Below are 26997 nucleotides of genomic sequence, written 5' to 3' on the forward strand. Positions count from 1 at the left end.
CACCCGGGAGTCGACCGCGGCTCAGCCGAAGCGCAGCTTCGTGGTCGCCCAGGAGCTGTCCGCGCTGATCACCGCCGTGCCCGTGCCGATGACCGCGGCGCCGCCCTTGTAGAAGTAGATGCTTCCGGCGCTCGACAGGGCCCAGAGGTCGGGAATCCCGTCGTTGTCGACGTCCGGGGTGCCGTAGAGGTGGCTCGTGGGCACCGTGGTGGTCGACCATCCCTCGGCGTAGACCTCGTCGGCGCCCGTCTTGGAGGCCGCCGCGGTCGACAGGGAGGCGATGGTGGAGCCGCCCGCGCTGTCCTTGACGCCGAACCGCAGGTAGAGACGGCTGGAGGAGCCGGAGCGCCACAGCAGGTCGGGGGCGCCGTCGGCGTCGTGGTCGCCGACCGAGACGAGGTCGCGGTCCAGCCACGCCGTGGAGGCGATCTTGGTGACCGTCAGGAAGGTGGCGCCGGTGTAGCCCTCGAAGGCCCACAGCTCACCCCCGGTGGCGGTGGCGAACAGGTCGACCCGGCCGTCCGCGTCGTAGTCGCCCACGATGATCTGGTCGAAGGTCGCCGGGTCCGGTGAGCCCGAGGGCAGCCGGAGGGTCATGCGCCGGGAGACGTCGACGCTGCCGTAGCCGTCGCCCGGGTACACGTACAGCTTGCCGTCGGGCATGCGGGAGAAGACGTCGCCGATCCCGTCGGCGCCGAGCGCGTCGCCGCCGTGGGCGATCAGCGCCGCCGTGCCGTCGGCGCCCATCCAGTAGCCCGGCGCGTGGTCCACGCCGTCCTCGTCCGGGTCGGAGAGCAGGCCGACGCCGTCGTCGTGGGCGGCCTCCATGCCGACGTGCAGGTCACCGGCGGTCGACGAGGGGTACATCCACAGGTTGCCGGCCGAACTGATCGCGAACAGGTCGGGGGTGCCGTCGCCGGTGGTGTCCCCGGCCTCGTCGGCCGTGTCGCGCGGAGTGACGTAGAACAGGTACTTCGTGCCGATCGAGACGTTGCCCGCACTGTCCACGGCCCGCGCGTACAGCACGTTGGGCCCGGCCAGCGGCGGCGGCAGCGACACGGTCGTCGAGGCGCCCGCGGTGACGGTCTTGCTGCTCGCGTAGGTCGTGGTGTTGAACGACCACTGGAACTTGGTGACGTCGGTGTCCTCGTCCGGCGCGAAGGTGAAGTTGCCGGACGTGCCGAACTTGACCGTCGACCAGACCGTGCCGTCCTCGTCCGCCGCCGGGAAGGCGGTGGAGGTGATCAGCGGCTCGTTGGGCACGCTGCTGTCGTAGACGAACCGGCACACGTACGGGTCGGAGGTCGGCGCGTACGGTGAGGCGGCCCCGCTGGAGTCGATCGCGCGCACCCGCCACGAGTACTGGTAGCCGTTGGTGAACGACGACTTGGCGACCGTGACCGACGCCTTGCCCGCGCTGGTGACCGTGACGTTCTTGTCGAGGATCTTGCTGTCGCCGTAGCCGGTCCGCCACAGCTCGAAGTCCAGGTACTTCAGGTCCTGGCGGGTGGAGGTGTCGTCCGCGTCGGAGGAGGCGGCCGACAGCACGAGGTCGCGCTTGCCGATGTGGAGGTACGGGGTGGTGCGGTCGCAGGTGCCGCCCGGCGTCTGGACGACCGAACTCGGCGTCTTCGGCTTGCGGTTGTAGACGAGGGTGAGCTTGGGGGCGCTGTCGCCCTCCGCGCGGAACTTCTTCCAGGCGTACGCCGAGTCCTCGGTGCTGGCCCGCAGCCCGATGGTCATCGAGGACCACCCGCCGTCCGCCGCGTCCTGCGCGACCGACTTGGCGTCGTAGCTGACGTAGGAGTCCGGGCAGGAGGAGTTGTAGCCGTACGCGAAGGACTTGGTGCCGATCTCCGACTTCCAGTCCGGCTGGTTGTTCCAGGTGGTCTTGGAGGAGATGCCGGAGGTCAGCCAGAGCTGGGTCTCGCGCGCGGAGCACGACCAGGAGTAGGTCTCGCGCAGCCGGATGGAGGCCGACGAGACGTGGGCGCCCTTGATGCTGGTGGACCAGCCGAGCCTGAAGAAGGAGCGGGACAGGCCCCAGGTGGTGGACTCGAAGCCGACGCGGGCCTCGGTGGTGCCGCTGTTGTAGTTGGCGCCGTCGTAGAAGCTGGAGCTCGGGTACTTCTTGTAGGCCGTGGTCCAGTTCTTCGTCTTGCCGTAGATCGTGGGGTCGACGAAGACCGGGTAGACCGTGTCCGGGTCCGTGAGCAGGTCGGCGTCCGGCACGATCGACAGGGCGGTGGAGGCGGCGCCCGGGGCGCTCAACTCGGTTCCGGCGAGGGCCATATGGGTGCCCGGGTCGGGACCGGCGAGGCCCGGCAGGGCGAACACCTGGGCGTCGGTGAGGGCGGTGGACGACGCCTGGCGGAAGGCGGCGGGGTCGGCGGTGGCCGCGCCGGCGCCGCTGTCCTCGGTGGCGGTCGGCGCGTCGGTGTCCTGACCGTCCTCGGGCGTGGCGTTCTCCTCGCCGACCGGCGCGCCGGGCTCCTCGGAGTACGACGGGGCGGGCTCGGCCGGTCCCTCGGTCGGCTCGGGGTCGGCGCCCTCGGTGACCGCGTGGGCGCCGGCGGAGTCCCACAGGTACGGGGTCGGGGAGACGGCGATCTCCTGGCCGTCGCGGTCCGTGCCGGTGACGATCTTCGTGACGGGGTCGAGGCGGAAGGTCAGGTCGGGGGAGGAGAGCCCGTAGGACAGCCGGGTGAGCGCGGGGTCCGCCGCGGCCTCGGCGCTGTGCACGACGAGGACATGGCTGAAGCCGCCGGCCTGGGCGGTCAGCATCAGGTCGACGCCGTCGAGGACCTCGCGGTACAGCGCGCTCGACCCGCTGATCGTGGGCTCGGGCAGGGGGCCGGGCCAGCTCAGGGTGATCTCGTGGCCGCCGCTGGTGACGGTGGCGAGTTCGGAGAAGCCCTCGGTGGCGTCGGCGGCCCGCACGGTGTCACCGCCGCGTGCGACGGTGTAGACGGCGGGGCGCACGACCGCGGACGCCGGGCCCGGGCGGGAGGCGCCGCGGTGGCTCGCCCCGCCCGCCCCGCTCCCGCTGCCCTTGCCGCCCGCCGAGAACACCACGGGATCGACGGTCGCCCTGGCGGCCCAGCCCTGCGCGGTCCGGGCCAGGCTCGTGTCGAGGGGCTTCCAGACCCCGTTCACCCGGGCCCGCACCGGCGCCCCGTGCGCGACCAGTTCGAAGCTGCCGTCGGGACGCGCGTACGTCGTGGACGTCTCGTCCCGCATCGCGGTGACCTCGACGCGCTTGCCCGCGGCGACGGCCTGCCGCTGGGCGGTGTCCTGGTCCAGCGGACGGGCGGCCGTCTTCCCGGTCCCGGCGGGGGCGTCGGCGGTGCCGGGGTCGTCGAAGAGCGGCACGGCCAGCAGCCCGACGCCGATCGCGCCGGCGACGGCTGCGGCGACCCCTGCCCGGCCGCGCCCGGACGCGGGCAGGCCGAAGCGACGACGTTCCATGGGCTTGCGCCCCCTCCCCCTGAAATCCCGGGCGAGCCGGGATTCTGTGAATGAGCTATGCCGCACCCGGGGGTCTGCTTTTCGCATTCCACGCCCGGAAAGCGCGCACCAGAGCATCGCCGATGCCCAGGAGATTGCGCCACACCGCTCGGTCGCCTTTACCGTTCCGTGACCTTTCTGATGGAGCAGGACGGCTCTCGTCTACGTCTAACCAGTAGGGCTGGCCAGTGAGTTCGCGTCCCGGGCGTCCCGTGCCAAACGATCACAAGGTACCCACGCGTGACAGTGCATTGACCGGCGTTTGACCTGTTCTTTCAGCGATTGAACCGTGCTCATATCTTTTTCTGTGGACTGCGGAATTTCTCCGGTGAGCTAAATCACGCGCCTTCTTGGACCTGTTGACTTTCCATGAACATTTGCCAGAGCATTCGTGCTCATCAATGGCCGGAACTGTGGGCGCGGGGGCTGTCGCTGTGTGGGGATCGCTGTCATGGAGCGGCAGGGGGTGGCGTGTGAGCACGCGCGCCGAACGCCGCAGACGGGCGCGGATGCGCGCCGGTGTGGTCGGAGCGCTCGCCGTGGCGCTGGTGCTGGGCGTCTCGCCCGCCGCCGTGGCGCTGCCCCCGGGTGACGACCGCAGCGGCGTCGACCTGGTCGACCTGCCGGACGCCGAGCAGGCCGAGGGCGAGGCCGGCGGCGGGCTCGCCGAACTGACCACGGCCGAGGCCGAGCAGCCCCTCGAGTACGACCCGAGCCAGGTCACCGCCCCCGCGGGCGGCACCGCGACGAAGGACCTCACGGGCCTCGCGCCCGGCGATCTGGTCCCGCTCACCCAGGCCGACGGCACCGCGCTCCCCGTCGAGGTCGGCGCCCCCGAGGACGCCACCACGACCGAGGCCGCGGCCCTGGAGGGCGAGTGGCAGGTCACCCTCGCCGGCCAGGGAGAACTCGCCACCACCGCCATCGAGGGCGTGGCCCTCACGGTCACCCCGCCGGCCGAGGCGACCGGCGACGCCGTGATCGCCCTGGACTACACCGACTTCTCCGAGCTGTACGGCGCGAACTGGGCGGACCGGCTGTCCTTCGTGCAGTACCCGTCCTGCTTCCTGACCACCCCGGACACCGAGGGCTGCTCCGAGCCGACCGAGGTCTCCACCGACAACGTGGTCGCGCAGACGGGCACCGACGCCGACGGCGACGCGGTGTTCGAGCGCCGCATCCTGGCGACCGTCGACACCGAGGTCCTGGCGGCGGGCGGCACCAGCGCCGCGACCGCGTCCACGGCCGCCGCGTCGGGCACGGGCACGGTCACCGACGGCGTGTACCGCGAGACGCGGTCCGTCGGCGGCACCCGGCTGGCGACGCTGGCCGCCGCGACCGCCGACGGATCCGGTTCCTCGGTCCTGCTCGCCACCGACTCCGGCTCCGGCTCCAAGGGCGACTTCGGCGCGACCCCGCTGGTCAGCGCCGGTTCCTGGTCGGCCGGAGGCAACTCGGGCGGCTTCACCTACTCGTACAGCCTCCAGACCCCGAGCGTCCCCGGCGGCCCCTCGCCGTCGGTGTCCTTCGGCTACAACTCGCAGGGCGTGGACGGCCGCACCTCCGCCTCCAACAACCAGCCCTCCTGGGTCGGCGACGGCTGGGAGTACAACGCGGGGTCCATCACCCGCACCTACGCCTCCTGCCGCGACGACCAGACGAACGGCAACAACACCAAGAAGACCAGCGACCTCTGCTTCGGCTCGTACAACGCCACGCTCACGCTCGGCGGCACGACGACCGAGCTGGTCCTGCCCGACGGCGCGAGCAGTCCGTACGGCGACAAGTGGGTCACCGCGAACGACGACGGCTCGCGCGTCGAACTGCTGCGGAACACCGCCCTGGACAACGGCGACGCCGACGGCGAGTACTGGCGCGTCACCACCCGCGACGGCACCCAGTACTACTTCGGCAAGCACAAGCTGGCCGACGACTGGGCGAGCGGCGACCCGGTGACGAACTCGGTCCTCACCGCGCCCGTCGCCGGCAACCAGAGCGCCGAACCCTGTTACAAGGCGGGCGACTTCGCCGGTTCCTTCTGCGACCAGGCCTGGCGCTGGAACCTCGACTACGTCGTCGACACCAACGGCAACGCGATGACGCTGTGGTGGGCGAAGGAGACCAACCACTACGCGAAGAACAACAAGTTCAAGACGCCCGTCTCCTACGACCGCGGCGGTTACCTCAAGCGCATCGAGTACGGCCTGACCACGGCCGACCCGTACGCGACCCCGATCTCCAAGGTCACCTTCGACGTCGACGAGCGCTGCTTCAAGGAGGGCGAGCTCGCCTGCACGGCGGAGGGCGAGGAGAACGACAACTTCGCCTCCGGCGACTTCGCGAGGAACCGGATCTGGTACGACACCCCGGCCGACCTGTACTGCGCGTCCGGCAAGGAGTGCTACGTCCCCGTCCCCACCTTCTGGTCGCGCAAGCGGCTGGCCCAGGTGACGACGTGGACGCAGCGCACGCAGGGCTCCACGGCCCTGTCGAAGGTGGACAGCTGGACGCTCCAGCAGTCCCTGCCCGCCGACCTCACCGACGAGGGCACCGCCCTGTGGCTGGAGTCGATCACCCGCACCGGCTACGACACCGAGGGCGAGTCCCTCACCCTCAACCCGGTGCAGTTCCTCGCCAACAGCCAGCCGATGCCCAACCGGGTCAAGGAGGGCGCGAACGACCCGAACCCGGCCTTCGACCGGCTGCGCATCGCGCGGGTCGTCAGCGAGTACGGCGGCGAGACGGTCGTCACCTACAAGGCGCCGTCGGGCGCGTGCAGGACGGGCAGCGGCTTCCCCGCACCGGACGCCAACACCGGCCTGTGCTACCCGGTGTTCTGGAACGCCGACCCGGACGTCGAGACGACCGACTGGTTCAACAAGTACGTCGTCGAGTCCGTCCAGGAACTCCCCGCCCTCACCGGCGTCGACGCGATCACGACCACCTACGACTACCTCGGTGACGCGGCCTGGGCCCTGAACCAGGCGGAGTTCAGCAAGAAGAAGACCCGCACCTGGGACCAGTGGCGCGGCTTCGCCCGCGTGCGCACCTACACGGGCGCCGACAGCGACGCCGCGTACGTGTCCACGAAGCGCGGCATGACGGAGACCCGCTTCTTCCGGGGCATGGACGGCGACCCCCTGTCCGGCGGCGGCACCCGCTCGGTCACCGTCAAGGACTCCGAGGGCGTCACCATCGCCACCGACGAGGAGCCGTTCGCGGGCCGCGTCGCGGAGTCCCTCACCTACGCCTCGGCGACCGCCGACACCTGGCTGACCAGGACCGTCGACAAGCCGAAGGCCGTGAAGCTCGCCGCCCGCAGCCGCTCCGGCGGCATCCCGGACCTCAAGGCCTGGCGGGTCCTCACCCCCGAGTCCCTCACCTACACCCGTTCCTCCGGCACCGGCGACGACAAGCGCACCGTGCGCGTCCTGCGCACCGTCACCGAGTACGAGGACACCTACGGCCTTCCGACGCAGGTCGCCGATTACAACGACTGGTCGGCCGACGCCGCGACCGACAACACGGACGACGACACCTGCACGGTGATGTCGTACGTGCACAACACCGCCAAGCACCTCATCGGCCTGGACCGGCAGACCCTCACCACCGCCGGCACCTGCGCGCAGGCGGCCACGGCGACCGCCGCCGACTGGATCGACGGCTCGCGGGTCGCCTACGACGGCCAGGCCTACGACGCCGCTCCCACCACCGGCAACGCCACCACCACCTGGGCGATCACCGGCACCGGCGGCGACTGGGTCAAGGACGGCGAGGTCACGTACGACGACTACGGCCGTACGACGTCCACGAGGAACGCCCTGGCCATCGCGAACAACGACACCGCGAAGGCCGTCACGACCTACGTCCCGGACAAGGGCCAGGTCTTCCGGATCACCACCACCAACGAGCTGAACCAGAGCGAGACCAGCACGCTGGAGCCCGGCCGCGGGGTCGCGCTGACCGACGAGGACGTCAACGGACGGGTCACCACCTACACGTACGACGCCCTCGGCCGCGCCACCCAGGTGTGGAACCCCTCCCGCGCCACGTCCAAGTCGCCGTCGGCGAAGATCACCTACGACACGACGATCGGCCAGCCGGTCTCGATCACCACCGAGTCGCTCACCGACGACGGCGACTACGGCGTCTCCACCGTCATCTACGACGGCCTCGGCCGCGAACGCCAGAAGCAGGAACCGGCGGTCGGCGGCGGACGCCTCATCACGGACACCCTGTACGGCGCCAACGGCACGATCCGGCAGACCAACAACGCCTACTACGACAAGGACGACCCCTCCACCGTCCTGTTCGAGCTGGACTCGGACTACCAGGTCCCCAACGCGACGCTCTACGCGTACGACGGTCTGGGCCGCACCCTCACCGAGACCCCGTACCTCAACGGCGCCGAGGTCCCGGCCAAGGCGAGCCGCTACGAGTACGGCCTCGACAACTCCACGGTGATCAACCCGACGGGCGCCGCCGCCCAGCGCACCTGGTCCGACGCGATGGGCCGCACGGTCCGCGTGGACACGTACACGGACGCGCTGCGCGCCGCCTACCGCTCGACGACGTACACGTACGACGAGCGCGGCGACCGCGTGAAGGCCAAGGACTCCCAGGGCAACCTCTGGACCTGGAAGTACGACGCCCGGGGCCGCGAGATCGAGTCGGTCGACCCGGACGCGGGCACGACCACGACCGCGTACGACATCCTGGACCGGCCGCAACTGGTCACGGACGAGAACGCGGCCGTCTACACGGTCTACGACAAGCTGTCCCGGCCGATCGAGCAGCACAAGGACTCCGCCACCGGCACCCTGCTGGCGAAGACGACGTACGACACACTGATCGGCGGCGTCGGCCTCGCCACCTCGCTGACCCGCTACACGGACGGGTTGGCGTACAGCACCTCGGTGACCGGCTACACGGCCGACTACCAGCCGACCGGGCAGAAGATCTCGATCCCCGAGTCGGTGGCACTCTCCTACGGTCTCCAGAAGGAGTACGCCTACAGCTTCGAGTACTCGGAGTCGGGCGTCATGGAGGCGGTCAACCTGCCGTCGGTGGGCACCCTGCCCGCCGAGAGGCTGGCGATCCGCTACAACGAGGACGGTCTGCCGGTCTCCACCTCGGGTCTCGCCTGGTACACCGCGCAGACCTCCTACTCCCCGTACGGCCAGGTCCTGCGCACCGCCAGCGGCGAGAACCCGAACCGCGTCTGGACGACGAACCTGTACGACGAGGCGACGGGCGAACTGACCCAGAGCATCGTCGACCGCGAGTCGACCAGCGACACCACGACCGTGACCGGCCACCGCGTCAACTCCCGCAGCTACGCCTACGACTCGGCCGGCAACGTCACGTCGATCGCGGACACCTCGAACTCGGTGACCGACCGCCAGTGCTTCACCTACGACGCGCTGGGCCAGCTGAGCGAGGCATGGACGGCACCCGCGTCCTGCACGGCGCCGGGCAAGACGACGGCCGCCGCGAAGTACTCGGACGGCACCACCAACGTCACGGCGGCGAACAGCGGTTACTGGCAGTCGTACACCTACGACGCGATGGGCAACCGCAAGAAGCTCGTCGAGCACGACCCGGGTCTGGACACCACCAAGGACGCCACCACCGACTACACGTACGGCAAGGCGGACGGCACCCAGCCGCACACGCTGACGGGTACGTCGTCCACGTACAAGGCGGACTCGGGCGCACAGGTCACCAAGGCCACGGGCCTGACGTACGACGACGCGGGCAACACGCTCACGCGCACGTACGACGGGTCCGAGCAGGCGCTGACCTGGACCTGGGACGGTCAGGTCGAGAAGGTCACCGGCTTCGGGGAGAACGGCGCGGGCGCGTGGAAGGGCCTCGCGAACAAGTGCCTGGACCTGGCCGGCGGTCTGACCACGGCCGGTACGCCGCTCCAGCTCTACACCTGCAACGGCTCCAAGGCGCAGAAGCTGCGCATCGCCCCGACTTCCTCGACGGATCCGTCGACGGGCGCACTGAAGGCCCTGGGCAAGTGCGTGGTCCCGAAGGACGGCGGCACGGCCAACGGCACCCTGGTCGTCATCGCCGACTGCACCGGCGCGGCGGCCCAGCAGTGGACGGCCACGTCCACCGGCACCCTGAAGCACGTCTCGTCCGGCAAGTGCCTGGACGTGCCGGGCTCCAACTCGGCCGACAGCACGGACCTCCAGCTGAACACCTGCGGGACCGCTGCGAACCAGCAGTGGATCCCGGACAAGGAGACCAAGTACGTCTACGGCGGTGACGGATCGCGTCTGATGGCGATCTCCGCCACCGAGCGCACCCTGTACCTCGGTGAGTCGACGATCTCGGTCAACGCGGCCGGCGGTCCCGCCTACACCGAGCGCTACTACTCCCAGGCGGGCGCGCCGACCGTGATGCGCCACGCTCAGGGCACCGGCACGGCGGAACTGTCCGTACAGATCACCGACCAGAACGGCACGGCGTACGCCAACGTGGCGCTGACGTCGGGCAACAAGGTCAAGTTCTCCAAGACGGACCCGTTCGGCGTGGAGCGGTCGGAACCGGGCACCTGGCGTTCCCACCAGAGCTACGTCGGTGGTGACGAGGACGCGAGCAGCGGACTCGTCCATCTGGGAGCGCGGGAGTACGACCCGAACACGGGCCGCTTCCTGTCCGCCGACCCGCTCCTGGATCTGGCCGACCCCGTCCAGATGAACGGCTACGTCTACTGCGAGAACAACCCGGTCACCTTTGCCGACCCGTCGGGTCTGGCATCGGAGGGCGGCTCCTCGGAGTACGGCGGCCCGTCGGCCTCGGACGAGGCGTCGGCGAAGAAGACGCTGGCCACCTCGGTAGCGGACGTGATCCTGTCCATCGGCTGGGCCGCACTGAAGGAGTTCGTCGGCTGGGACAGCGTGGTGGGCTGCTTCTCGCGGGGCGACGTGTGGTCCTGCGGCGACCTGTTCCTCAACGCCATCCCCTGGACGAAGGCGTACAAGGCCTTCGGGATAGCCAAGGCGGCGTATCGGATCGCGAAGGCGATCAACGCGCTGATGAAGGCCAAGGAGAAGGCCCGCAAGATCATCGAGCTGGCCCGCAAGGCCCGCGAGCTGGCCCGCAAGGCGGCCGCGGCCAAGAAAAAGGCGGCCGCGCTGGCGGCACAGCTGAAGAAGAAGGCAAAGGAAGCGGCGACCCGACAGGCGAAGAAGGCCGCGCAGAAGACCGGCAACGCGATCCAGAAGGCCCGCAAGACAGCGGCGAAGAAGGTGGAGCCGAAGTCACCGCAGGCGAAGGTGAGGAAGCAGTCGTCGGGAGGAGGCGCTGACGACAGCGGTGCGTCCGGTGCCAGCTGCCCGATCAACAACAGCTTCGTCCCCGGGACCCGGGTCCTGATGGCCGACGGGACCACCAAGCCGATCGAGGACGTCGAGAACGGCGACAGGGTCCTGGCGTCCGACCCGAAGACCGGCGAGACGTCCGCCGAGACCGTCACCGCCGAGATCGTCGGCGACGGCGTCAAGCACCTGGTCAAGGTGACCGTCGCGGTCGGCGACAGTGACGGTACCGCGCAGGTGACGGCCACCGAGGGGCACCCGTTCTGGGTCCCGGAGCTGGACGAGTGGGTCGACGCCACGGATCTGGCGGCGGGGGAGTGGCTGCGCACCAGCGCCGGCACGTACGTCCAGGTCACGGCCGTCGAACGGTGGACGACACAGCGGGCAACGGTCCACAACCTCACCGTCGCGGATCTCCACTCGTACTATGTGCTGGCCGGTGCTGCTCCGGTCCTGGTCCACAACTGTGGAGAAGCTCCGGGGCACACGGTCGACGTCGACATCGAGGATGTGAACGGCGATGTCCGGTTGTCCTACTCCGTGCGCAGCGGCGCGTCCACAGACGCGGAGAAGGCTCTCGGCGGCGGCTACAACACCGAAGCCGCTACGCACACCGAGAACCGCGTCGGGCGTATGTCCGGGGCGTCGGCCGGCAAGAACCCCATCCCCGGGGACCCGTACGCCGGGCACATTCCCGTCGACAAGGGTGAGACCGTCCGCCTCGTCGGGCAGCTTCCGCCCTGCTCCCGCTGCAAGGGAGCGATGAACCGCATGGTCAAGGAACTCGGTGTGAACGTGGTCTACGCCTGGGCGAGTCCCGTCGGCGCCGGAACATGGGTCGCAACCGGTGGCCGTAGAAAGAAGTGAGCGATGGAAGTTGTTGCGCAGTCGGTCGGATTCGACATCGACGAAGAGGACGAGGTGGTCGAGGCGGGCTTCTCGGAAGGGATCGAAGAGCCCGGATTCACGCTGCTCATTCAGCGGACGGACTACGAACCCGACGAGCAGGACATCTCTCTGGGGATGGACACCTACTGTCTCGTGAGCGGCGGCCGGACCCACTACGGGGGGCTTCTGCGCGTGGAGCGGGAAGGCGATGTGCTGCGGTTCGACATCGCCGCACAGGCTGCTGCCGTGCTGAATGTGCCGGAGCGCCTGACGGTCCGCTTCGACGCTCCCGCCGAGAACGTGGCGGCGTACGTGACCGGGCTTCCCGGCATCCTCGACTGGGGCCGGGCCGAGGAGCGACCCGTCCTGGTGGGATTCTGATGCGATACGGTCGGCTCGGCCCGGCGGTGGTTCTCTGCGCGCTGCTGTCGGCGTGTGACGTGGCGAGCGGTGGCGCCGGCGGTGAGGACGGTCTGCTGAAGCCCACCGCCCAGCCCGGGGCCACCGCGCGGGCCGGCGGCCTCGGCGGCGCGGCGCTGGTCGCGCGGGACGCGAACGGCTTCACCGTGTCCACGCCGGACGGCGCCCGCAAGGTGCAGGTCACGCAGGACGCCTGCGTTCCGCTGGCCTACGCCCTGTCCGGCACGGCCGTCGGCAAGCCGGTCACCACGGTCGTACGGAAGGCCACCGGCGAGGGCGCCACCGTCACCGTGGTCCTCGCCGAGTACGCCTCCGACGAGGCCCAGCAGGCGATGGACGCGATCGCCACCGCCCTCGACGCGTGCGCGTCCGGCTTCACGGCCACCGTCGACGGCGACGAGCACAAGGTCGGCAGGGTCGCCCCGGAACTCGCCCCCGAGGGCGTCGACCAGGCGATGGGCGTGGGCGCGACGGTGACCCGGTCCGGCAAGGCGGCCCCGGCCAAGGCCGTGATCCTCCGCTCCGGCAACGCGATCGCCTACCTCAGCGGCACCCCGTCGATCCCGGCCACGGTCCTGGACGCCCAGGTGGTGAAGCTGCGAGGCTGACCGCATGCAGCTGCGAGCGACGGTCCGGCGGGGAGCGCGCCTCGGTGTGCTGATCGGCGTGTGGCCCGCGGGGATCGTCGGAACCCTGTGCCTGATGGCGGCGTTCGTCTGTCTGACCGGCGGCCACGACGGCACCGCGCGGACGCTGACGTCGGCGGGCGGGCTCGCCGTGCTGAGCTTCATGACGCTGGGCGTCGCCGTCGGCACGGCCACCGGCCTCGCCCTGGCGCTCGCACCCCGCGACCTCCTCACCCGCCCTGCGCTGCGCGGCCTGCTGGCGGCGCTCACCGCCGGGCTGCCGGTGGCGGCCCTCTCCGTCGCCGCCCTGACCGGGGACGGCTACACCCTCGCGAGCTATCCGCCGTCGATCCACTTCCTCACCTGGGCGGCGACCCTGACGATCGCCGCGGTGGCGGCGGCCCGCAGCGGTGACATCGCCGGGTACGGCACCGGACACTGACGGACGCCGATGAGTTTCGCCGCGAACCGCGGTCAGAGAGCATGACCGCACCGGCCACGACACCCTGAGGACCTCAGATGCGCACCCTGATCAGCACCGCATTCATCTCGCTCGACGGCGTCGTGGAGGCCCCGGGCGGCGAGCCCGGTTACCGGAACGCCGGATGGACCTTCAAGGACGTCGAGTTCCTCCCCGAGGCCTTCGAGATCAAGGGCCGGGAGCAGACCGAGGCCACCGCCATGCTGCTGGGCCGGACCAGCTACGAGGCGTTCAGCCCCGTGTGGCCCGACATGGCGGACTTCGCCGACTACAAGGTGATGCCGAAGTACGTCGTCTCCACCACCCTCACCGAGGACGACCTGGTGTCGAACTGGGGCGAGACGACGATCCTGCGCTCGCTCGACGACGTCGCCGCGCTCAAGGAGACCGAGGGCGGCCCGATCATCGTCCACGGCAGCGCCACCCTCAACCAGGCCCTCTCGGACGCCGGCCTGATCGACCGCTACCACCTGCTCGTCTTCCCGCTCCTGCTCGGCGCGGGCAAGCGGCTGTTCAGCGCCACGGACAAGGACACGCAGAAGCTGAAGCTCGTCGAGCACGAGGCGTACGCCAACGGCCTTCAGAAGAACGTCTTCGACGTCGTCCGCTGAGGTCCGAGTCCGCCGCGTATCCCCGCCAGGAGGTGAGCGAGCGCGACGGGCGGGGCGGTGAGGGCCGCGTCCGGGGTGTCGCTCTCACGGAGGTGGAGGGCGGCGGGGACGGCGGCAGCGGCGAGTTCGACGCAGGCGTTGCCCTCGGCGCCGCCCGAGAACGTGGACTTCTGCCAGTGCAGGGCCTGAGCCATGGTGCGCCTCACAGTTCCTTCGACAAGCGGTGGACGAAATCCCGGGACGCTGCGGGGTCCAGCGTCGCCTTCTCCACCTTATGGAAGAGCGTTCGAAGAGTGTTCAGTTGAGGTTCTGCGTCGATGAACGCGGTGCCGGTCGCGCCTTCCCTCAGCCCGGTGTCGAGTCGGGGTACCGGACCGCCCAGGTACATCATCGAGGCTCCGGCGCCACCGAAGCCGTCCTGGTCGGTGGGGATGACGCGCATGGTGATGTGGTCGTGCTCGCTCTGCTCCAGGACCGCAAGGAGTTGAGTGCGGGAGACATTCCTGTCTGCCACGCGGATGCGCAGAGCGAACTCGTGGACGACTGCCGTGTAGGAGGTGGGGTTGTCGCCTTCGATCACCGTGCGTCTCCGCAATCGGTGTTCCACCCTGGGGATCAGCTCGCTCTCCGGCAGTTCCGGACGCATGTACCCGAACAGCGCTCGGGCGTAGTCAGGAGTCTGGAAGAGCCCGGGCACATAGGTGATCGCGACTTCACGCAGGAACGTCGCGTGGTGCTCTGTCTCCGCCAGGTCCAGATTCACCGGCGGCAGGACTCCGCGGTACTCCTCCCACCAGCCGCGTGTCCGATCGGATGCCATGGCCATCAGGGCCTCGATCAACGCCTCGTCCGCGCAGGCGTAATGGGCCGCCAAGCGACGGACACGCTCCGGACTCACCCCCGCGACGCCGGACTCGATCTGGCTCATCTGGACCGCGTCGGCACCGAGCAGCGCAGCTGCTTCCCGCGCCTTCATGCCCGTCGCTTCGCGGAGTTTGCGCAGTTCAGCGCCCAGTCGCACCCTGCGGGCCGTGAGATGCCTCTTGGGTGGCACGCAGCGCACCTCCTCGTCTCAACTGCCCTGGTGACATACCTCGTTCGAGGGTCAGGATAGGCCAACCGCTTGCGCCTCCCTAATCTTAGGAAATACCGTCAGTGACGCACCGCACACGCTGCGGAAGTGCACCGCTTCGTCCTGTCATGACGGCTGCGGCAACGCCACCGCGCGTAAATCCCCTCACGTCACTCGGAGTTGACGCATGTCCGAAACCGCCCCCGACTCCTGGGAGTACTCCCTCTACATCCCGGGCGACCCCAGAGCCGTGACCGTCTGCCGCCGCACCCTGCGCCTGATCCTCACGTTGCACGGCCTGATCCACCTGGTCGACACCGCGGAACTGCTCGCCTCGGAGCTGGTCTCCAACGCCGTACTGCACACGAAGGGCCCGGCCTGTCTGCGGCTGCGTCTGCGGGACGGGGTCCTGCAGATCGGCGCCTGGGACGCGGACCCCGAGCCGCCCGAGCCGCCGGGACGGCCGGACGAACTGACCGGCGCCGAGAACGGCCGGGGCCTGGTCCTCGTCCGGGCCTGCTCCGACCTCTGGCACTGGCAGCCGCTCTCCCGGATGGGCCGCCGGGGCAAGCTCGTGTGGTGCGAGCTGGCGGCGGCATAAGGCGCAACCCGTGGTGCAAAGCAGATCATCACGACATAACGTGCGTAATCGTAACGTCTCGCTCTGTAGCGGGACACGTCACTCAGCCGGAAAAGGGAATGTAATGCGCAAGCTTCACAAGACCGCTCTCGTGGCTGCCATGATCGGAAGCCTCGGCATGGCCGGTGCCGGGTTCGCCACTGCCGCTGTCCACGGCGCGGACGGGGACTCCAGGGAGTGCTCCAACCACGTGGAGAACATCTCCTTCGGTCTCATCAACATCCCGAACCTGAACCTCCCGCTGCTCGGCCTCTCGTCGAACCAGGACGCGACCCAGCAGATCTGCAACAACGGGGACGACGCCATCAACGCGAACGTCGCCGACCACGAGTAGACGAACCGAGCCGGCTCCGGGACCGACGTGTCGGTCCCGGAGCCGGCTCGGCTTCGTGGCGTGTGGCCTGTGACCCGGCCGCGGCTACTCGCCGGGCGGGGCCTTCTCGCCCAGCGCCTCGGGCGGCAGCGTCGGGGTGACCGGCGCCGTGGGCCGCAGCTTCAGCCAGGCCAGGAAGAAGATGCCCAGGGCCAGCATGGCCAGGCCGGTCCACAGGTTGATGTTGATCCCCTGGGCCTTGTCGATCTCCGCGTCGCTGTCCGTGAGGCCGGCGATCGTGACGATCACGCCGTAGACGATGAACAGGCCGCCGATGATGCGGCGCAGGTCGAAGATCCGGGCCGCGGTCGCGGACTTCTGCTCGAGTTCCGTGACCTCCCGCTGGACGTCGGCCTCGGAGTACCCCGCCCGCCGCAGCCGCTCGGCAGCCTCGGCGCGCTCAGACGGTTCGAATTGCTCGGACATGGTCTCTCCAGTCTCCCGCGGTATTCGCGACCGGGCTCAGAACGAGAACGGGATGTAGCACAGGGCGGCCAGGATCACCGCGCTCCAGCCCAGCAGGGCCGGACGCCGGTACCACGCGTCGTCGCCCGCCGCCGGCGGCTCGGCCATGCCGGGGGAGACGGTGCCGTAGACCAGGCCCTGGAGCTCCTCGTCCGCCTTGGGGGCCGTGAACAGGGACACCGCCACCATCACGACCGCGCCCGCCACGAAGCCCGCGATCGCGGAGACGAAGTTGGCGCCCTGGTCGGTGGGGATGCCGATGATGTCCTGCTTGTAGAGGACGAAGTAGTTCACCATCGCCGCCGTCGTGCCCGCGAGCAGGCCCCAGAACCCGGACTTCTTCGACGCCCGCTTCCAGAACATGCCCACGATGAAGACGACGAACATCGGCACGTTGAAGAAGCTGAACAGCGTCTGGAGGTAGCTCATGATGTTCGAGAACGACGACGCGAGGAACGCCGTGCCCACCGAGGCCGCCACGCCGATCGCGGTGATGAGACGGCCGAACCGGACGTAGTAGGTGTCCTCGCGGCCGCGCACCACGTACTTCGCCCAGATGTCGCTCGTGAACACCGTGTTGAAGGACGAGACGTTCGCCGCCATGCCCGCCATGAACGCGGCCAGCAGTCCGGTCACCGCGATGCCCAGCACGCCGTTGGGCAGGAGCTGCTCCATCAGGTAGGGGATCGCGTCGTTGTACTGGAGGTCCGAGTCCGCCGTGCCGATCTTCGGCACCAGCACCGCCGCCACCAGGCCCGGGATCATCACCAGGAAGACGATGAAGATCTTCGGGAAGGCGGCGATGAGCGGGGTCCGCTGGGCCGCCGACAGGTTCTTCGCCGACAGGGCGCGCTGCACCTCGGCGAAGTTCGTCGTCCAGTAGCCGAAGGAGAGGACGAAGCCGAGGCCCAGCACGATCGTCAGCCAGTTCGCCCCCAGCGGGTTGTCGCTGCCGATGCCCGTGCCGCCCCAGGCGGTGACGAAGTCGTCCCCGTGGGCCTTCGTCAGCGAGTCGGTCAGGCCGTCCCAGCCGCCCACCTTCTTCAGTCCCAGCACCGACAGGGGGATGAGCGCCGCCAGGATCACGAAGAACTGGAGGACCTCGTTGTAGATGGCCGAGGAGAGGCCGCCGAGCGTGATGTAGGCCAGCACGAAGGCGCCGGCGACCACGATCGCCACCCACTGCGGCCAGCCCAGCAGCGCCTCGACGACGATCGCGAGGGCGTACAGGTTCACGCCGGAGATCAGGATCGCCGCGAAGGCGAACAGCGCCGAGCTCAGCAGGTGGGCGCCCCGGTCGAAGCGCAGCAGCAGGAACTCGGGGACGGAGCGGACCTTGCTGCCGTAGTAGAACGGCATCATCACGAGGCCCAGGAAGACCATCGCCGGGATGGCGCCGATCCAGTACCAGTGAACGGTGTACGCGCCGTACTGCGCGCTGTTCGCGGCCATGCCCAGGATCTCGGTGGCGGCCAGGTTGGCCGAGACGAACGCGAGGCCCGTGATCCAGGCGGGCAGGGAGCGTCCGGAGAGGAAGAAGTCGAGGCTGGTCTTCACCGATCTGCGAGCGGCGAAGCCGATGCCCAGGACCACGACGAAGTAGATGCCGAGGATCGTGTAGTCGAGCCAGTTCGTCGGCAGCCGCAGCTCTGCCGCCAGCTGTGCTGCCGTGTAGGCCGGATCTGTGGGGGTTCGCATGCCCTGCTCACTTCGTTTGGTGTTCTTTGTTTGGTTGTGGTGGTGACTCGCGTGGGGGTTTATGGTTTTATGTGTTTGGTTCTGTTGGAAGCTTCGCTAGGTGTACGGATCTAGGTCTGCGGGTCTAGAGGTACGGATGGAGAGTCGCGGTGAAGAAGACCTCGACCCGCTTGGCCGACGGTCGTGAGCTGATCTACTACGACCAGCGGGACGACTCGGTGCGCGACGCGGTGGACAGGCGTCCGCTGGACCCCACGGTCACCACTTCGGAGGTACGGCGGGACCCCCTGCTCGGCGATTCCATCGCCGTGGCCTCGCACCGGCAGGGGCGCATCTACCACCCGCCGGCCGACGAATGCCCGCTCTGCCCCTCCCAGGGCGACCGGCTCAGCGAGATCCCCGACTCGTCGTACGACGTCGTCGTGTTCGAGAACCGTTTCCCCTCGCTGGCCGGCGACTCCGGGCGCTGCGAGGTGGTCTGCTTCACCTCCGACCACAACGCGTCCTTCGCCGACCTCACCGAGGAGCAGGCGCGACTGGTCCTCGACGCGTGGACGGACCGGACGTCCGAGCTGTCGCATCTGCCCTCCGTGGAACAGGTGTTCTGCTTCGAGAACCGCGGCGCCGAGATCGGTGTGACGCTGGGTCACCCGCACGGGCAGATCTACGCCTACCCGTTCACCACTCCGCGCACCGCCCTGATGCTGCGTTCGGTCGCGGCGCACAAAGAGGCGACCGGCGGGCAGAACCTCTTCGACGCCGTCCTGGAGCGTGAACTCGCCGACGAGCGGGTCGTCCTGGAGGGTGAACACTGGGTCGCGTTCGTGCCGTACGCGGCGCACTGGCCCTACGAGGTGCACCTCTACCCGAAGCGCCGGGTGCCGGACCTGCTGGCCCTCGACGAGGAGGCGCGCACAGAGTTCCCCCAGGTCTATCTGGAACTCTTGAGGCGCTTCGACCGGATCTTCGGCGAAGGTGAACCGCCGACGCCGTACATCGCCGCCTGGCACCAGGCGCCCTTCGGCGCGCTGGAGGAGTTCGAGGGCGTCAACCGGGACGATTTCGCGCTCCATCTCGAGCTTTTCACCATCCGCCGCACTTCCGGCAAGCTGAAGTTCCTCGCGGGCTCCGAATCAGGCATGAACGTCTTCATCAACGACGTGCCGCCCGAGTCCGCGGCCCGGCGACTGCGAGAGGTAGCGAGTTCATGAGCGGCACCACCGGCACGAGCGGCAAGTATCTGGTCACGGGCGGCGCGGGCTACGTCGGCAGCGTGGTCGCCCAGCACCTGCTGGAGGCCGGCCACGAGGTCGTCGTGCTCGACAACCTCTCCACCGGTTTCCGCGAGGGTGTCCCGGCGGGCGCATCGTTCGTCGAGGGCGACATCCGCGACGCCGCCAAGTGGCTCGACGACTCCTTCGACGCCGTGCTCCACTTCGCCGCGTTCTCCCAGGTCGGCGAGTCCGTCGTCAAGCCCGAGAAGTACTGGGACAACAACGTCGGCGGCACCATGGCCCTGCTCGGCGCCATGCGCGAGGCGGGCGTGCGCAAGCTGGTCTTCTCCTCCACGGCGGCGACGTACGGCGAGCCGCGGGAGGTCCCGATCGTGGAGAGCGCCCCGACGCGGCCCACGAACCCCTACGGCGCCTCCAAGCTCGCCGTCGACCACATGATCAGCGGCGAGGCCGCAGCCCACGGGCTCGGCGCCGTCTCCCTGCGGTACTTCAACGTGGCCGGCGCGTACGGCGAACAGGGCGAGCGCCACGACCCCGAGTCGCACCTCATCCCCCTCGTCCTCCAGGTCGCGCAGGGCCGCCGCGAGGCCATCTCCGTCTTCGGCGACGACTACCCGACCCCCGACGGCACCTGCGTCCGCGACTACATCCACGTCGCCGACCTCGCCGAGGCACACCTCCTCGCCGTCGCCGCCGCCGAGCCGGGCGAGCACCTCATCTGCAACCTCGGCAACGGCAACGGCTTCTCCGTGCGCGAGGTCATCGAGACGGTCCGCGAGGTCACCGGCCACCCGATCCCCGAGGTCGTGGCCCCGCGTCGCGGCGGCGACCCGGCCGTCCTGGTCGCCTCGGCGGCCACCGCCCGTGAGCGGCTGGGCTGGAACCCGTCCCGCGCGGACCTCGCGGGTATCGTCGCGGACGCGTGGGAGTTCGCGCAGCACATCGCAAGCAGCGCAAGGGAGTCGTAGTGGGGGCACAGGAAGTTCGCGAGGGTTTCGTCCGGCTGTACGGGGCCGAGCCCGAGGGCGTCTGGGCGGCGCCCGGCCGCGTCAACCTCATCGGTGAGCACACCGACTACAACGACGGCTTCGTCATGCCTTTCGCGCTGCCGCACATCGCGGTCGCCGCGGTCGCACGGCGCACGGACGGCGTGCTGCGGCTGCACTCGGCCGACCTCGACAGCGGCGTCGCCGAGCTGCGGCTCGACGAGCTCACGCCCGAGTCCGACGACGCCTGGACGGCGTACCCGGCCGGAGTCGTCTGGGCGCTGCGCGAGGCCGGCCACCAGGTGACCGGCGCCGACATCCACCTGTCCTCGACGGTCCCGTCGGGCGCGGGCCTGTCGTCGTCGGCGGCGCTGGAGGTCGTCGTGGCCCTGGCGCTGAACGACCTCTACGACCTCGGCCTCCAGGGCTGGCAGCTCGCCCGCCTGTGCCAGCGCGCCGAGAACGTCTACGTCGGCGCGCCCACCGGCATCATGGACCAGACGGCGTCCGCGTGCTGCGAGGCCGGCCACGCGCTGTTCCTCGACACCCGCGACCTCTCGCAGAAGCAGATCCCCCTCGACCTGGCCGCCGAGGGCCTGCGCCTGCTGGTCGTCGACACACAGGTCACCCACGCCCACAGCGGTGGCGAGTACGGCAAGCGACGGGCCGGCTGCGAGAAGGGCGCCGCCCTCCTCGGCGTCGACGCGCTGCGCGACATCGCGTACGCCGACCTGGACGAGGCCCTCGCCCGGCTCGGAGACGAGGAAGAGGTCCGCCGTCTCGTCCGGCACGTGGTGACGGAGGACCAGCGGGTGGAGCAGGTCGTCGCCCTCCTGGAGTCGGGCGGCGACACCCGCACCGTCGGACCGGTCCTGACGGCGGGTCACGCCTCGCTGCGGGACGACTTCCGGGTCTCCTGCCCCGAGCTGGACCTCGTCGTCGACACCGCGCTCGCCCACGGGGCGCTCGGCGCGCGGATGACCGGCGGGGGCTTCGGCGGTTCGGCGATCGTGCTGGCCGAGGCCACCGACGTGGAGACGCTCACCAAGGCTGTCGGTGAGGCGTTCGCGGCCGCGGGACACAAGGCGCCCAGGGTGTTCGAGGCGGTCCCCGCGGCGGGGGCGCGCCGGCTGGGCTGAGCGGTTCCTCGCCGTGGGGCGGTGGGGTGGGCGAGGGGATCTCGCCCCCGCCGCCCCTCGCCGTTCCCGCCCCGGAGGGGCTACGCCAGCCGCTTCGTCAGGGTGTACTCCGTCAGGCCCGGGGGATAGTCCTCGATCACGCAGACCACCTCGTAGCCCCGGCGCCGGTAGAACTCCGGGGCCTGGAAGTCCCAGGTCTCCAGGCGTACGCGGTCGCAGCCGCGCTGCTCGCGGGCGACCCGCTCCGCTTCGCCGAGGAGGGCGCTGCCCAGACCCGTGCCCCGGTGCCGGGCGTCGACCCAGAGGTAGGTGACGTGCAGCCAGGTCGTCCAGGTGTGGCCCACCAGACCGCCGGCCAGACCGCCCTCCGGGTCCGACGCCCACACGTGCAGCGCCGCCTCGCGTTCCGCTGGTGTGCCGCGCAGCGCGCGCAGCACCGGCGAGGCCTCGGTGTTGGTGGCGAGAAGCCGCGAACGGAGAAGATCGCGGCGAGTCCTGTCGACTTCTGTCTCAAGACGAAACATGCGGCACACCATAAGCGCGGTGGCCGAACCAATCCTGCAATTTGCCTTCCGCTCCACGCCCGCGGCCCTACCCTGTGAACAGTGCCGGTGGGGGCCGGTGCTGATCAGGGGGCGAGACAGTCGGATACGGCGCCCGCGGTAGGGGTAGCAGTCTCTGCACGGCGGCGGCCGTTGCGGCAGCGGTGTCCCCACCGGGCGTCGTATCCGCGCGGTCGTCGTTCTCCGTCTCCGGACCTTGGGGTATCCCCTGCTCTGTCAAGGAGCTTGGGGGAGGGGGTTTCGTGGTTCGCATTCGTGTACTGGTCGTCGACGACCACCGTATCTTCGCCGAGTCGCTCGCCGCGGCGCTGGCCGCCGAGCCCGACGTCGACGTGTCCGCGGCCGGCAGCGGCCCGGCGGCGCTGCGCAGCCTGGAGCGCGCGGCCGCCGAGGGGCGCCGGTACGACGTGCTGCTCGTCGACGCCGACCTCGGCGCCGCGCTGCCGGGCATACGCCCCGCCGTGCCCGTGCAGGAGGTGGGGGAGGACGGGCTCGTCGACGGGATATCGCTGGTCGTGGGGGTCCGCGCCGCGCAGCCCCATGTCCGGATCGTCGTCCTCGCGGAGAAGGACGATCCCCGCCGCGCGGCCCTCGCCCTCCAGGCCGGGGCCTCCGGCTGGGTGGCGAAGGACTGCTCGCTGTCCCGGCTGCTGACCGTCATCCGCGGAGTGCTGCGCGAGGAGACCCATCTGCCGCCGGCCCTGCTCACCGGCGTGCTGCGGGAGCTGACGGCCGCCCGCAAGCACCGCACCGAGAGCGAGCGGCTCGTCGAGTCGCTCACCCCGAGGGAGCGGGAGGTGCTGCGCTGCATGGTCGCGGGACTGGGCCGCAAGGCGGTCGCCGACCGCCTGTTCCTCTCCCCGCACACCGTCCGCACCCATATGCAGAACGTCCTCGGCAAGCTGGGCGTGCACTCCACCCTCGCCGCGGTCGCCCTCGCGCGCCGGGCGGGCGTGGGACCCGTCGACCTGGTGGGCCCCTCAGCCGGGGATGTTGTCGAACGGGGCGGTCAGCTGGCGTAGCAGGCCCGCCAGTTCACCGCGCTGGGCGTGGGAGAGCTCGGCCAGGATCGCCCGTTCCTGGTCGAGCAGCCCGGCGAGCGCCTGGTCGGCGCGGTCCTTGCCGTCGTCCGTGAGGCGGACGAGCACACCCCGGCGGTCGCTCGGGTCCGGCAGCCGCTCCACCAGGCCCTTCTTCGCGAGCCGGTCGATACGGTTCGTCATCGTGCCCGAGGTCACCAGCGTCTGCGTCAGCAGCTGGCCCGGCGAGAGCTGGTAGGGCGCCCCCGCGCGCCGCAGCGCCGTCAGGACGTCGAACTCCCAGGGCTCCAGCTGGTGCTCGGAGAACGCCAGACGGCGTGCGCGATCCAGGTGCCGGGCCAGCCTGCTCACCCGGCTGAGTACTTCCAGCGGCTCCACGTCGAGGTCCGGGCGCTCCCGGCGCCACGCTGCGACCAGCCGATCGACCTCGTCCTCCATGACGATCAGTGTAGTGGTTGTGTCGACGTGAAGTCTCTTGATGTCGAGTCTCTTGACATCAAGATAAATACCGGGGGAAAGTACCGGTCATGACGACCAACCCCACCTGGGACCCCGCCCAGTACCTGCGTCACGCCGGTCACCGCGCCCGCCCCTTCGGGGACCTCCTCGCCCGCGTCCCCGACCTGCCCGGCGAACCGCCCCGCGTCGCCGACCTCGGCTGCGGCCCCGGCCACCTCACCGCCGTCCTCGCCGAGCGCTGGCCCACCGCCCGCGTCACCGGCTACGACAACTCGCCGCAGATGCTCGCCGACGCGGCGGCGCACGCGGGCGCGCGCCTCGACTTCGCCCACGCCGACCTCGCCACCTGGACGCCGGAGGAGACGTACGACCTGCTCGTCTCGAACGCCGCCCTCCAGTGGGTGCCCGGCCACCTCGACGCCTTCGCCGGCTGGCTGGACGGCCTCGCCCCCGGCGGCGCCTTCGCCTTCCAGGTCCCCCACAACATCGACGCGCCCCTGCACGCCCTCATGCGCGAGCTCGGCAACGGCGTTCGCTGGAAGGGCCGCCTCGGCCACGTCCTGCGGCACGAGGACTCCGTCCACGCCCCCGGCGTCTACCTCGACCGGCTGGCCCGCCTCGGCTGCGCCACCGACGTCTGGACGACGACCTACCTCCACGTGCTCCAGGGCGACGACCCCGTGCTCGACTGGGTGAAGGGCACCGGTCTGCGCCCCGCCCTCGACGCGCTCGCCGACGACCCGGAGGCCCGCGAAGCCTTCGTCACCGAGTACCGCGACCTGCTCCGCGAGGCCTACCCGAGGGCGGAGTACGGCACCGTCCTGCCGTTCCGCCGCCTGTTCGCGGTGGCCGTGAAGGGGGCCTGACGTGCTGGCGGCCGTCGACCACGTGCAGCTCGCCGCCCCGCCCGGTGCCGAGGACCTGCTGCGCCGCTTCTACACCGGCGTCCTCGGGATGACCGAGGTGCCCAAGCCGCCGGTGCTCGCGGTGAAGGGAGGCTGCTGGTTCCGGGCGGGGGCCGTGCACCTGCACCTCGGGATCGAGCCGGGCTTCCGGCCGTCCGCGAAGGCCCACCCCGGGCTGCGGGTCACCGGCATCGAGGCGTACGCCGCCCGGCTGGCCTCCCGCGGCACCCCGGTGACCTGGGACGCCGGTCTGCCGGGACACCGCCGCTTCTACGCCCGTGACCCCGTCGGAAACCGGCTGGAGTTCCTGGAGCCCGTCGACGGGGTTTGAGACGCGCCGGACGGGTCACTCGCCGTACTGAGACCACCCGCCGACCTGACTGGGAGTGATGAACAGTGGCAGGCGAGCAGAAGGCCAAGGCCAAGATGGAGCAGGCCAAGGGCAAGGCCAAGGAGACAGTCGGCCGCACCGTGGGCAACGAGCGGATGGAAGCCGAAGGCCGCGCCGACCAGGCGAAGGGCGACGCCCGGCAGGCCAAGGAGAAGACCAAGGACGTCTTCAAGCACTGAGGACGACCGAGGGCGTCTTCAAGCACTAGGACGACCGAGGGCGTCGTGCGGCGCCGACGCGCCGAGCGCGCCGGGTCGCCCCTGCGGGCGGGGCCCCGACCACGAAGGTCGGGGCCCCGCCCGCAGGTGTGCCACGGCCACATGTGCCCCGCGGCCGTGTGCCGGTGCTCCGTGCCCGGGTGCGCGTACCGCCTGGGGACATGCGCGGTGCACGTGTGCGCTGTGCATGTGCGCGGTGGTCACCCGTGCGCCGCGCCCGTGTGCGGCGGCCATGCGCGAAGGGCGTCCGTCAGGCCTTCCGGCGCCCTATCAGGTGCGGCTTCGCCTCCAGCCCGTCCAGCCCGTGCCAGGACAGGTTCACCAGGTGGGCCGCCACCTCCGCCTTCTTCGGGCGGCGCACGTCCAGCCACCACTGGCCGGTCAGGGCGACCATGCCGACCAGGGCCTGGGCGTACAGCGGGGCCAGCTTCGGGTCGAAGCCGCGGCTCTTGAACTCGCGGCCCAGGATGTCCTCCACCTGGGTGGCGATGTCCGAGATCAGCGACGCGAACGACCCGGTCGACTGCGGGATGGGGGAGTCCCGGACCAGGATCCGGAAACCGTCCGTGTACTCCTCGATGTAGTCGAGGAGCGCGAACGCCGCCTGCTCCAGCAGCTCCCGGGGGTGGCCCGCCGTCAGCGACGACGTGACCATGTCCAGCAGCCGGCGCATCTCACGGTCCACCACGACCGCGTAGAGCCCCTCCTTGCCGCCGAAGTGCTCGTAGACCACCGGTTTCGAGACCCCGGCCTTCGCCGCGATCTCCTCCACCGACGTGCCTTCGAAACCTTTCGCCGCGAACAGGGTGCGACCGATCTCGAGCAGCTGCTGGCGCCTCTCCGCACCCGTCATGCGGGTGCGCCGGGCACGCCGCGGCTTCGCTTCGTTACTGGGGGTGCTGCTGGGATCGGTCGCCACGCCGTCAATCATGCCGCCTCGGCGGTGGCCTTCCCCCGTCGGGAGCCGTCCCCACCCGCGTTACGGCGCGAATCGATACGTGAGCGTGACGGCCAGCGCACGTCGTAGGCCCACCCGAGCCTCTCGAACCACCGGATGAACCGGGCCGAGGAGTCCAGCTGGCCGCGCATCACGCCGTGCCGCGCCGACGTCGGGTCCGCGTGGTGCAGGTTGTGCCAGGACTCGCCGCAGGACAGGATCGCCAGCCACCACACGTTGCCGGAGCGGTCCCGCGACTTGAACGGGCGCTTGCCCACCGCGTGGCAGATCGAGTTGATCGACCACGTCACGTGGTGCAGCATCGCGACCCGCACCAGGGAGCCCCAGAAGAACGCCGTGAACGCGCCCCACCAGGACATCGTCACCAGCCCGCCCACCAGCGGCGGCAGGGCCAGCGACAGGATCGTCCAGTAGACGAACTGCCGGGACACCGCGCGGATCGCCGGGTCCTTGATCAGATCCGGCGCGTACTTCTCCTGCGAGGTCTGCTCCTCGTCGAACATCCATGCGATGTGCGCCCACCACAGGCCCTTGACGAGGGCCGGCAGCGTCTCACCGAACCGCCACGGCGAATGCGGGTCGCCGTCCGCGTCGGAGTACTTGTGGTGCTTGCGGTGGTCGGCCACCCAGCGCACGAGCGGCCCCTCCACCGCCATCGAACCCATGATCGCCAGCGCGATCCGGAGCGGCCGCTTGGCCTTGAACGAGCCGTGCGTGAAGTAGCGGTGGAAACCGATGGTGATGCCGTGGCACCCGAGGAAGTACATGAAGACCAGCAGGCCGAGGTCCAGCCAGCTCACCCCCCAGCCCCAGGCCAGCGGCACCGCCGCCAGCACGGCGAGGAACGGGACGACGATGAAGATCAGCAGCATGATCTGCTCGATCGAACGCTTCTGCTCGCCACCGAGCGTGGCGGAGGGCGTGGGGGTGCCGTCGGGCGCCTTCAAAGGGTCATCGATCACGTTGGAGCTGCCTGTGGTCATGCGCG

The 26997-nt window shown here is 70.2% G+C and carries 23 protein-coding genes; 14 read left to right on the plus strand and 9 right to left on the minus strand.

The genetic code is table 11. The features are described 5' to 3' along the window. Window positions 1-21: 21 nt before the first annotated feature. Window positions 22-3468: a DNRLRE domain-containing protein gene (locus tag J2X68_RS07755; RefSeq protein WP_310431690.1), complete on the minus strand. Its 3447-nt coding sequence runs from the start codon at window positions 3466-3468 to the stop codon at window positions 22-24. Window positions 3469-3980: 512 nt separating this feature from the next. On the opposite strand from J2X68_RS07755, the gene J2X68_RS07760 reads away from it, so the two are divergent. The 5 genes from J2X68_RS07760 to J2X68_RS07780 all read left to right on the plus strand — a co-directional run bounded on the left by J2X68_RS07760 (window position 3981) and on the right by J2X68_RS07780 (window position 13867). After that, the gene (locus J2X68_RS07760) at window positions 3981-11708 is read left to right on the plus strand and encodes a ricin-type beta-trefoil lectin domain protein (RefSeq protein ID WP_310431691.1); all 7728 of its coding nucleotides are present in this window, start codon (window positions 3981-3983) and stop codon (window positions 11706-11708) included. A 3-nt stretch (window positions 11709-11711) separates the two neighbouring features. Then, on the plus strand, window positions 11712-12110 hold the full coding sequence (locus tag J2X68_RS07765) for an Imm10 family immunity protein (protein WP_310431692.1): 399 nt from the start codon (window positions 11712-11714) through the stop codon (window positions 12108-12110). Beyond that, complete coding sequence (locus tag J2X68_RS07770) at window positions 12110-12757, plus strand: hypothetical protein (protein ID WP_310431693.1); 648 nt, start codon at window positions 12110-12112, stop codon at window positions 12755-12757. Before J2X68_RS07765 ends, J2X68_RS07770 begins: the two co-directional genes overlap by 1 nt. 4 nt (window positions 12758-12761) lie before the next feature. Further along, window positions 12762-13217 carry a hypothetical protein gene (locus J2X68_RS07775; RefSeq protein WP_310431694.1) on the plus strand — a complete coding sequence of 152 codons (456 nt, stop codon included), beginning with the start codon at window positions 12762-12764 and terminating at the stop codon, window positions 13215-13217. Window positions 13218-13294: 77 nt separating this feature from the next. Beyond that, entirely contained in the window at window positions 13295-13867 is a 573-nt protein-coding gene (locus J2X68_RS07780) for a dihydrofolate reductase family protein (RefSeq protein ID WP_310431695.1), read from the plus strand. On the opposite strand, the gene J2X68_RS07785 is transcribed toward J2X68_RS07780, so the two are convergent. Both J2X68_RS07785 and J2X68_RS07790 read right to left on the minus strand, forming a co-directional pair. Further along, window positions 13837-14061 (minus strand): DUF397 domain-containing protein, encoded by a 225-nt coding sequence (locus J2X68_RS07785; protein ID WP_310431696.1) that lies wholly within the window; start codon window positions 14059-14061, stop codon window positions 13837-13839. The two genes, J2X68_RS07780 and J2X68_RS07785, sit on opposite strands and share 31 nt — an antisense overlap. Window positions 14062-14069: 8 nt before the next feature. Next, window positions 14070-14921 (minus strand): helix-turn-helix transcriptional regulator, encoded by an 852-nt coding sequence (locus J2X68_RS07790; RefSeq protein WP_310431697.1) that lies wholly within the window; start codon window positions 14919-14921, stop codon window positions 14070-14072. A gap of 205 nt (window positions 14922-15126) precedes the next feature. Here J2X68_RS07790 and J2X68_RS07795 point away from each other — a divergent pair, with 205 nt between their 5' ends. After that, window positions 15127-15540 (plus strand): ATP-binding protein, encoded by a 414-nt coding sequence (locus tag J2X68_RS07795; RefSeq protein WP_310431698.1) that lies wholly within the window; start codon window positions 15127-15129, stop codon window positions 15538-15540. 103 nt (window positions 15541-15643) lie between these two features. Continuing rightward, entirely contained in the window at window positions 15644-15913 is a 270-nt protein-coding gene (locus J2X68_RS07800; protein WP_057600609.1) for a hypothetical protein, read from the plus strand. Between the two features lie 84 nt (window positions 15914-15997). Here the strand turns inward: J2X68_RS07800 and J2X68_RS07805 are convergent, their stop codons facing one another. Together J2X68_RS07805 and J2X68_RS07810 are read right to left on the minus strand one after the other, a co-directional pair. Beyond that, the gene (locus J2X68_RS07805) at window positions 15998-16378 is read right to left on the minus strand and encodes a hypothetical protein (RefSeq protein WP_310431699.1); all 381 of its coding nucleotides are present in this window, start codon (window positions 16376-16378) and stop codon (window positions 15998-16000) included. Window positions 16379-16414: 36 nt separating this feature from the next. Beyond that, on the minus strand, window positions 16415-18115 hold the full coding sequence (locus J2X68_RS07810) for a sodium:solute symporter family protein (RefSeq protein ID WP_310431700.1): 1701 nt from the start codon (window positions 18113-18115) through the stop codon (window positions 16415-16417). Between the two features lie 149 nt (window positions 18116-18264). On the opposite strand from J2X68_RS07810, the gene galT reads away from it, so the two are divergent. Genes galT through galK form a run of 3 tightly spaced genes read left to right on the plus strand, consistent with a single transcriptional unit; the run spans window position 18265 to window position 21475 of the window. After that, window positions 18265-19326, plus strand: coding sequence for a galactose-1-phosphate uridylyltransferase (gene galT / locus J2X68_RS07815; protein ID WP_310431701.1), 1062 nt, complete (start codon window positions 18265-18267; stop codon window positions 19324-19326). Continuing rightward, window positions 19323-20318 (plus strand): UDP-glucose 4-epimerase GalE, encoded by a 996-nt coding sequence (gene galE / locus J2X68_RS07820; protein ID WP_310431702.1) that lies wholly within the window; start codon window positions 19323-19325, stop codon window positions 20316-20318. The genes galT and galE overlap by 4 nt, the downstream gene beginning before the upstream one ends. Next, the gene (gene galK / locus J2X68_RS07825; protein ID WP_310431703.1) at window positions 20318-21475 is read left to right on the plus strand and encodes a galactokinase; all 1158 of its coding nucleotides are present in this window, start codon (window positions 20318-20320) and stop codon (window positions 21473-21475) included. The genes galE and galK overlap by 1 nt, the downstream gene beginning before the upstream one ends. 80 nt (window positions 21476-21555) lie before the next feature. On the opposite strand, the gene J2X68_RS07830 is transcribed toward galK, so the two are convergent. Continuing rightward, window positions 21556-21999, minus strand: coding sequence for an N-acetyltransferase (locus J2X68_RS07830; protein ID WP_310431704.1), 444 nt, complete (start codon window positions 21997-21999; stop codon window positions 21556-21558). A gap of 281 nt (window positions 22000-22280) precedes the next feature. Here J2X68_RS07830 and J2X68_RS07835 point away from each other — a divergent pair, with 281 nt between their 5' ends. Continuing rightward, entirely contained in the window at window positions 22281-23060 is a 780-nt protein-coding gene (locus tag J2X68_RS07835; RefSeq protein WP_310431705.1) for a response regulator transcription factor, read from the plus strand. On the opposite strand, the gene J2X68_RS07840 is transcribed toward J2X68_RS07835, so the two are convergent. Next, window positions 23019-23516 carry a MarR family winged helix-turn-helix transcriptional regulator gene (locus J2X68_RS07840; RefSeq protein ID WP_057600602.1) on the minus strand — a complete coding sequence of 166 codons (498 nt, stop codon included), beginning with the start codon at window positions 23514-23516 and terminating at the stop codon, window positions 23019-23021. The two genes, J2X68_RS07835 and J2X68_RS07840, sit on opposite strands and share 42 nt — an antisense overlap. An 89-nt stretch (window positions 23517-23605) precedes the next feature. On the opposite strand from J2X68_RS07840, the gene J2X68_RS07845 reads away from it, so the two are divergent. From J2X68_RS07845 to J2X68_RS07855, 3 genes are all read left to right on the plus strand, one after another. After that, window positions 23606-24403, plus strand: a complete 798-nt coding sequence (locus J2X68_RS07845) for a trans-aconitate 2-methyltransferase (protein WP_310431706.1) — start codon at window positions 23606-23608, stop codon at window positions 24401-24403. 1 nt (window position 24404) lies between these two features. Then, window positions 24405-24773, plus strand: coding sequence for a VOC family protein (locus J2X68_RS07850; RefSeq protein WP_310431707.1), 369 nt, complete (start codon window positions 24405-24407; stop codon window positions 24771-24773). A 65-nt stretch (window positions 24774-24838) separates the two neighbouring features. Next, window positions 24839-25012, plus strand: coding sequence for a CsbD family protein (locus tag J2X68_RS07855; protein ID WP_310431708.1), 174 nt, complete (start codon window positions 24839-24841; stop codon window positions 25010-25012). A gap of 289 nt (window positions 25013-25301) precedes the next feature. On the opposite strand, the gene J2X68_RS07860 is transcribed toward J2X68_RS07855, so the two are convergent. Further along, window positions 25302-25982: a TetR/AcrR family transcriptional regulator gene (locus J2X68_RS07860; RefSeq protein WP_062645257.1), complete on the minus strand. Its 681-nt coding sequence runs from the start codon at window positions 25980-25982 to the stop codon at window positions 25302-25304. Beyond that, a complete protein-coding gene (locus J2X68_RS07865) occupies window positions 25979-26992 on the minus strand; it encodes a fatty acid desaturase (RefSeq protein ID WP_310431709.1) in 1014 nt (337 codons plus the stop codon). Before J2X68_RS07865 ends, J2X68_RS07860 begins: the two co-directional genes overlap by 4 nt. Window positions 26993-26997: the final 5 nt, after the last annotated feature.

The sequence above is a fragment of the Streptomyces sp. 3330 genome (genome assembly GCF_031456635.1).
Lineage (GTDB): Bacteria > Actinomycetota > Actinomycetes > Streptomycetales > Streptomycetaceae > Streptomyces.

What these genes read in the sequence shown, in the direction of transcription:
- J2X68_RS07800 (WP_057600609.1), top strand. Translation starts at nt 15,644, where the DNA reads ATGCGCAAGCTTCACAAGACCGCTCTCGTGGCTGCCATGATCGGAAGC.
- galE (WP_310431702.1), top strand. Translation starts at nt 19,323, where the DNA reads ATGAGCGGCACCACCGGCACGAGCGGCAAGTATCTGGTCACGGGCGGC.
- J2X68_RS07780 (WP_310431695.1), top strand. Translation starts at nt 13,295, where the DNA reads ATGCGCACCCTGATCAGCACCGCATTCATCTCGCTCGACGGCGTCGTG.
- J2X68_RS07830 (WP_310431704.1), bottom strand. Translation starts at nt 21,999, where the DNA reads ATGTTTCGTCTTGAGACAGAAGTCGACAGGACTCGCCGCGATCTTCTC.
- J2X68_RS07805 (WP_310431699.1), bottom strand. Translation starts at nt 16,378, where the DNA reads ATGTCCGAGCAATTCGAACCGTCTGAGCGCGCCGAGGCTGCCGAGCGG.
- J2X68_RS07770 (WP_310431693.1), top strand. Translation starts at nt 12,110, where the DNA reads ATGCGATACGGTCGGCTCGGCCCGGCGGTGGTTCTCTGCGCGCTGCTG.
- J2X68_RS07845 (WP_310431706.1), top strand. Translation starts at nt 23,606, where the DNA reads ATGACGACCAACCCCACCTGGGACCCCGCCCAGTACCTGCGTCACGCC.
- J2X68_RS07810 (WP_310431700.1), bottom strand. Translation starts at nt 18,115, where the DNA reads ATGCGAACCCCCACAGATCCGGCCTACACGGCAGCACAGCTGGCGGCA.
- J2X68_RS07755 (WP_310431690.1), bottom strand. Translation starts at nt 3,468, where the DNA reads ATGGAACGTCGTCGCTTCGGCCTGCCCGCGTCCGGGCGCGGCCGGGCA.
- J2X68_RS07795 (WP_310431698.1), top strand. Translation starts at nt 15,127, where the DNA reads ATGTCCGAAACCGCCCCCGACTCCTGGGAGTACTCCCTCTACATCCCG.
- J2X68_RS07775 (WP_310431694.1), top strand. Translation starts at nt 12,762, where the DNA reads ATGCAGCTGCGAGCGACGGTCCGGCGGGGAGCGCGCCTCGGTGTGCTG.
- J2X68_RS07785 (WP_310431696.1), bottom strand. Translation starts at nt 14,061, where the DNA reads ATGGCTCAGGCCCTGCACTGGCAGAAGTCCACGTTCTCGGGCGGCGCC.
- J2X68_RS07840 (WP_057600602.1), bottom strand. Translation starts at nt 23,516, where the DNA reads ATGGAGGACGAGGTCGATCGGCTGGTCGCAGCGTGGCGCCGGGAGCGC.
- J2X68_RS07865 (WP_310431709.1), bottom strand. Translation starts at nt 26,992, where the DNA reads ATGACCACAGGCAGCTCCAACGTGATCGATGACCCTTTGAAGGCGCCC.
- J2X68_RS07765 (WP_310431692.1), top strand. Translation starts at nt 11,712, where the DNA reads ATGGAAGTTGTTGCGCAGTCGGTCGGATTCGACATCGACGAAGAGGAC.
- J2X68_RS07860 (WP_062645257.1), bottom strand. Translation starts at nt 25,982, where the DNA reads ATGATTGACGGCGTGGCGACCGATCCCAGCAGCACCCCCAGTAACGAA.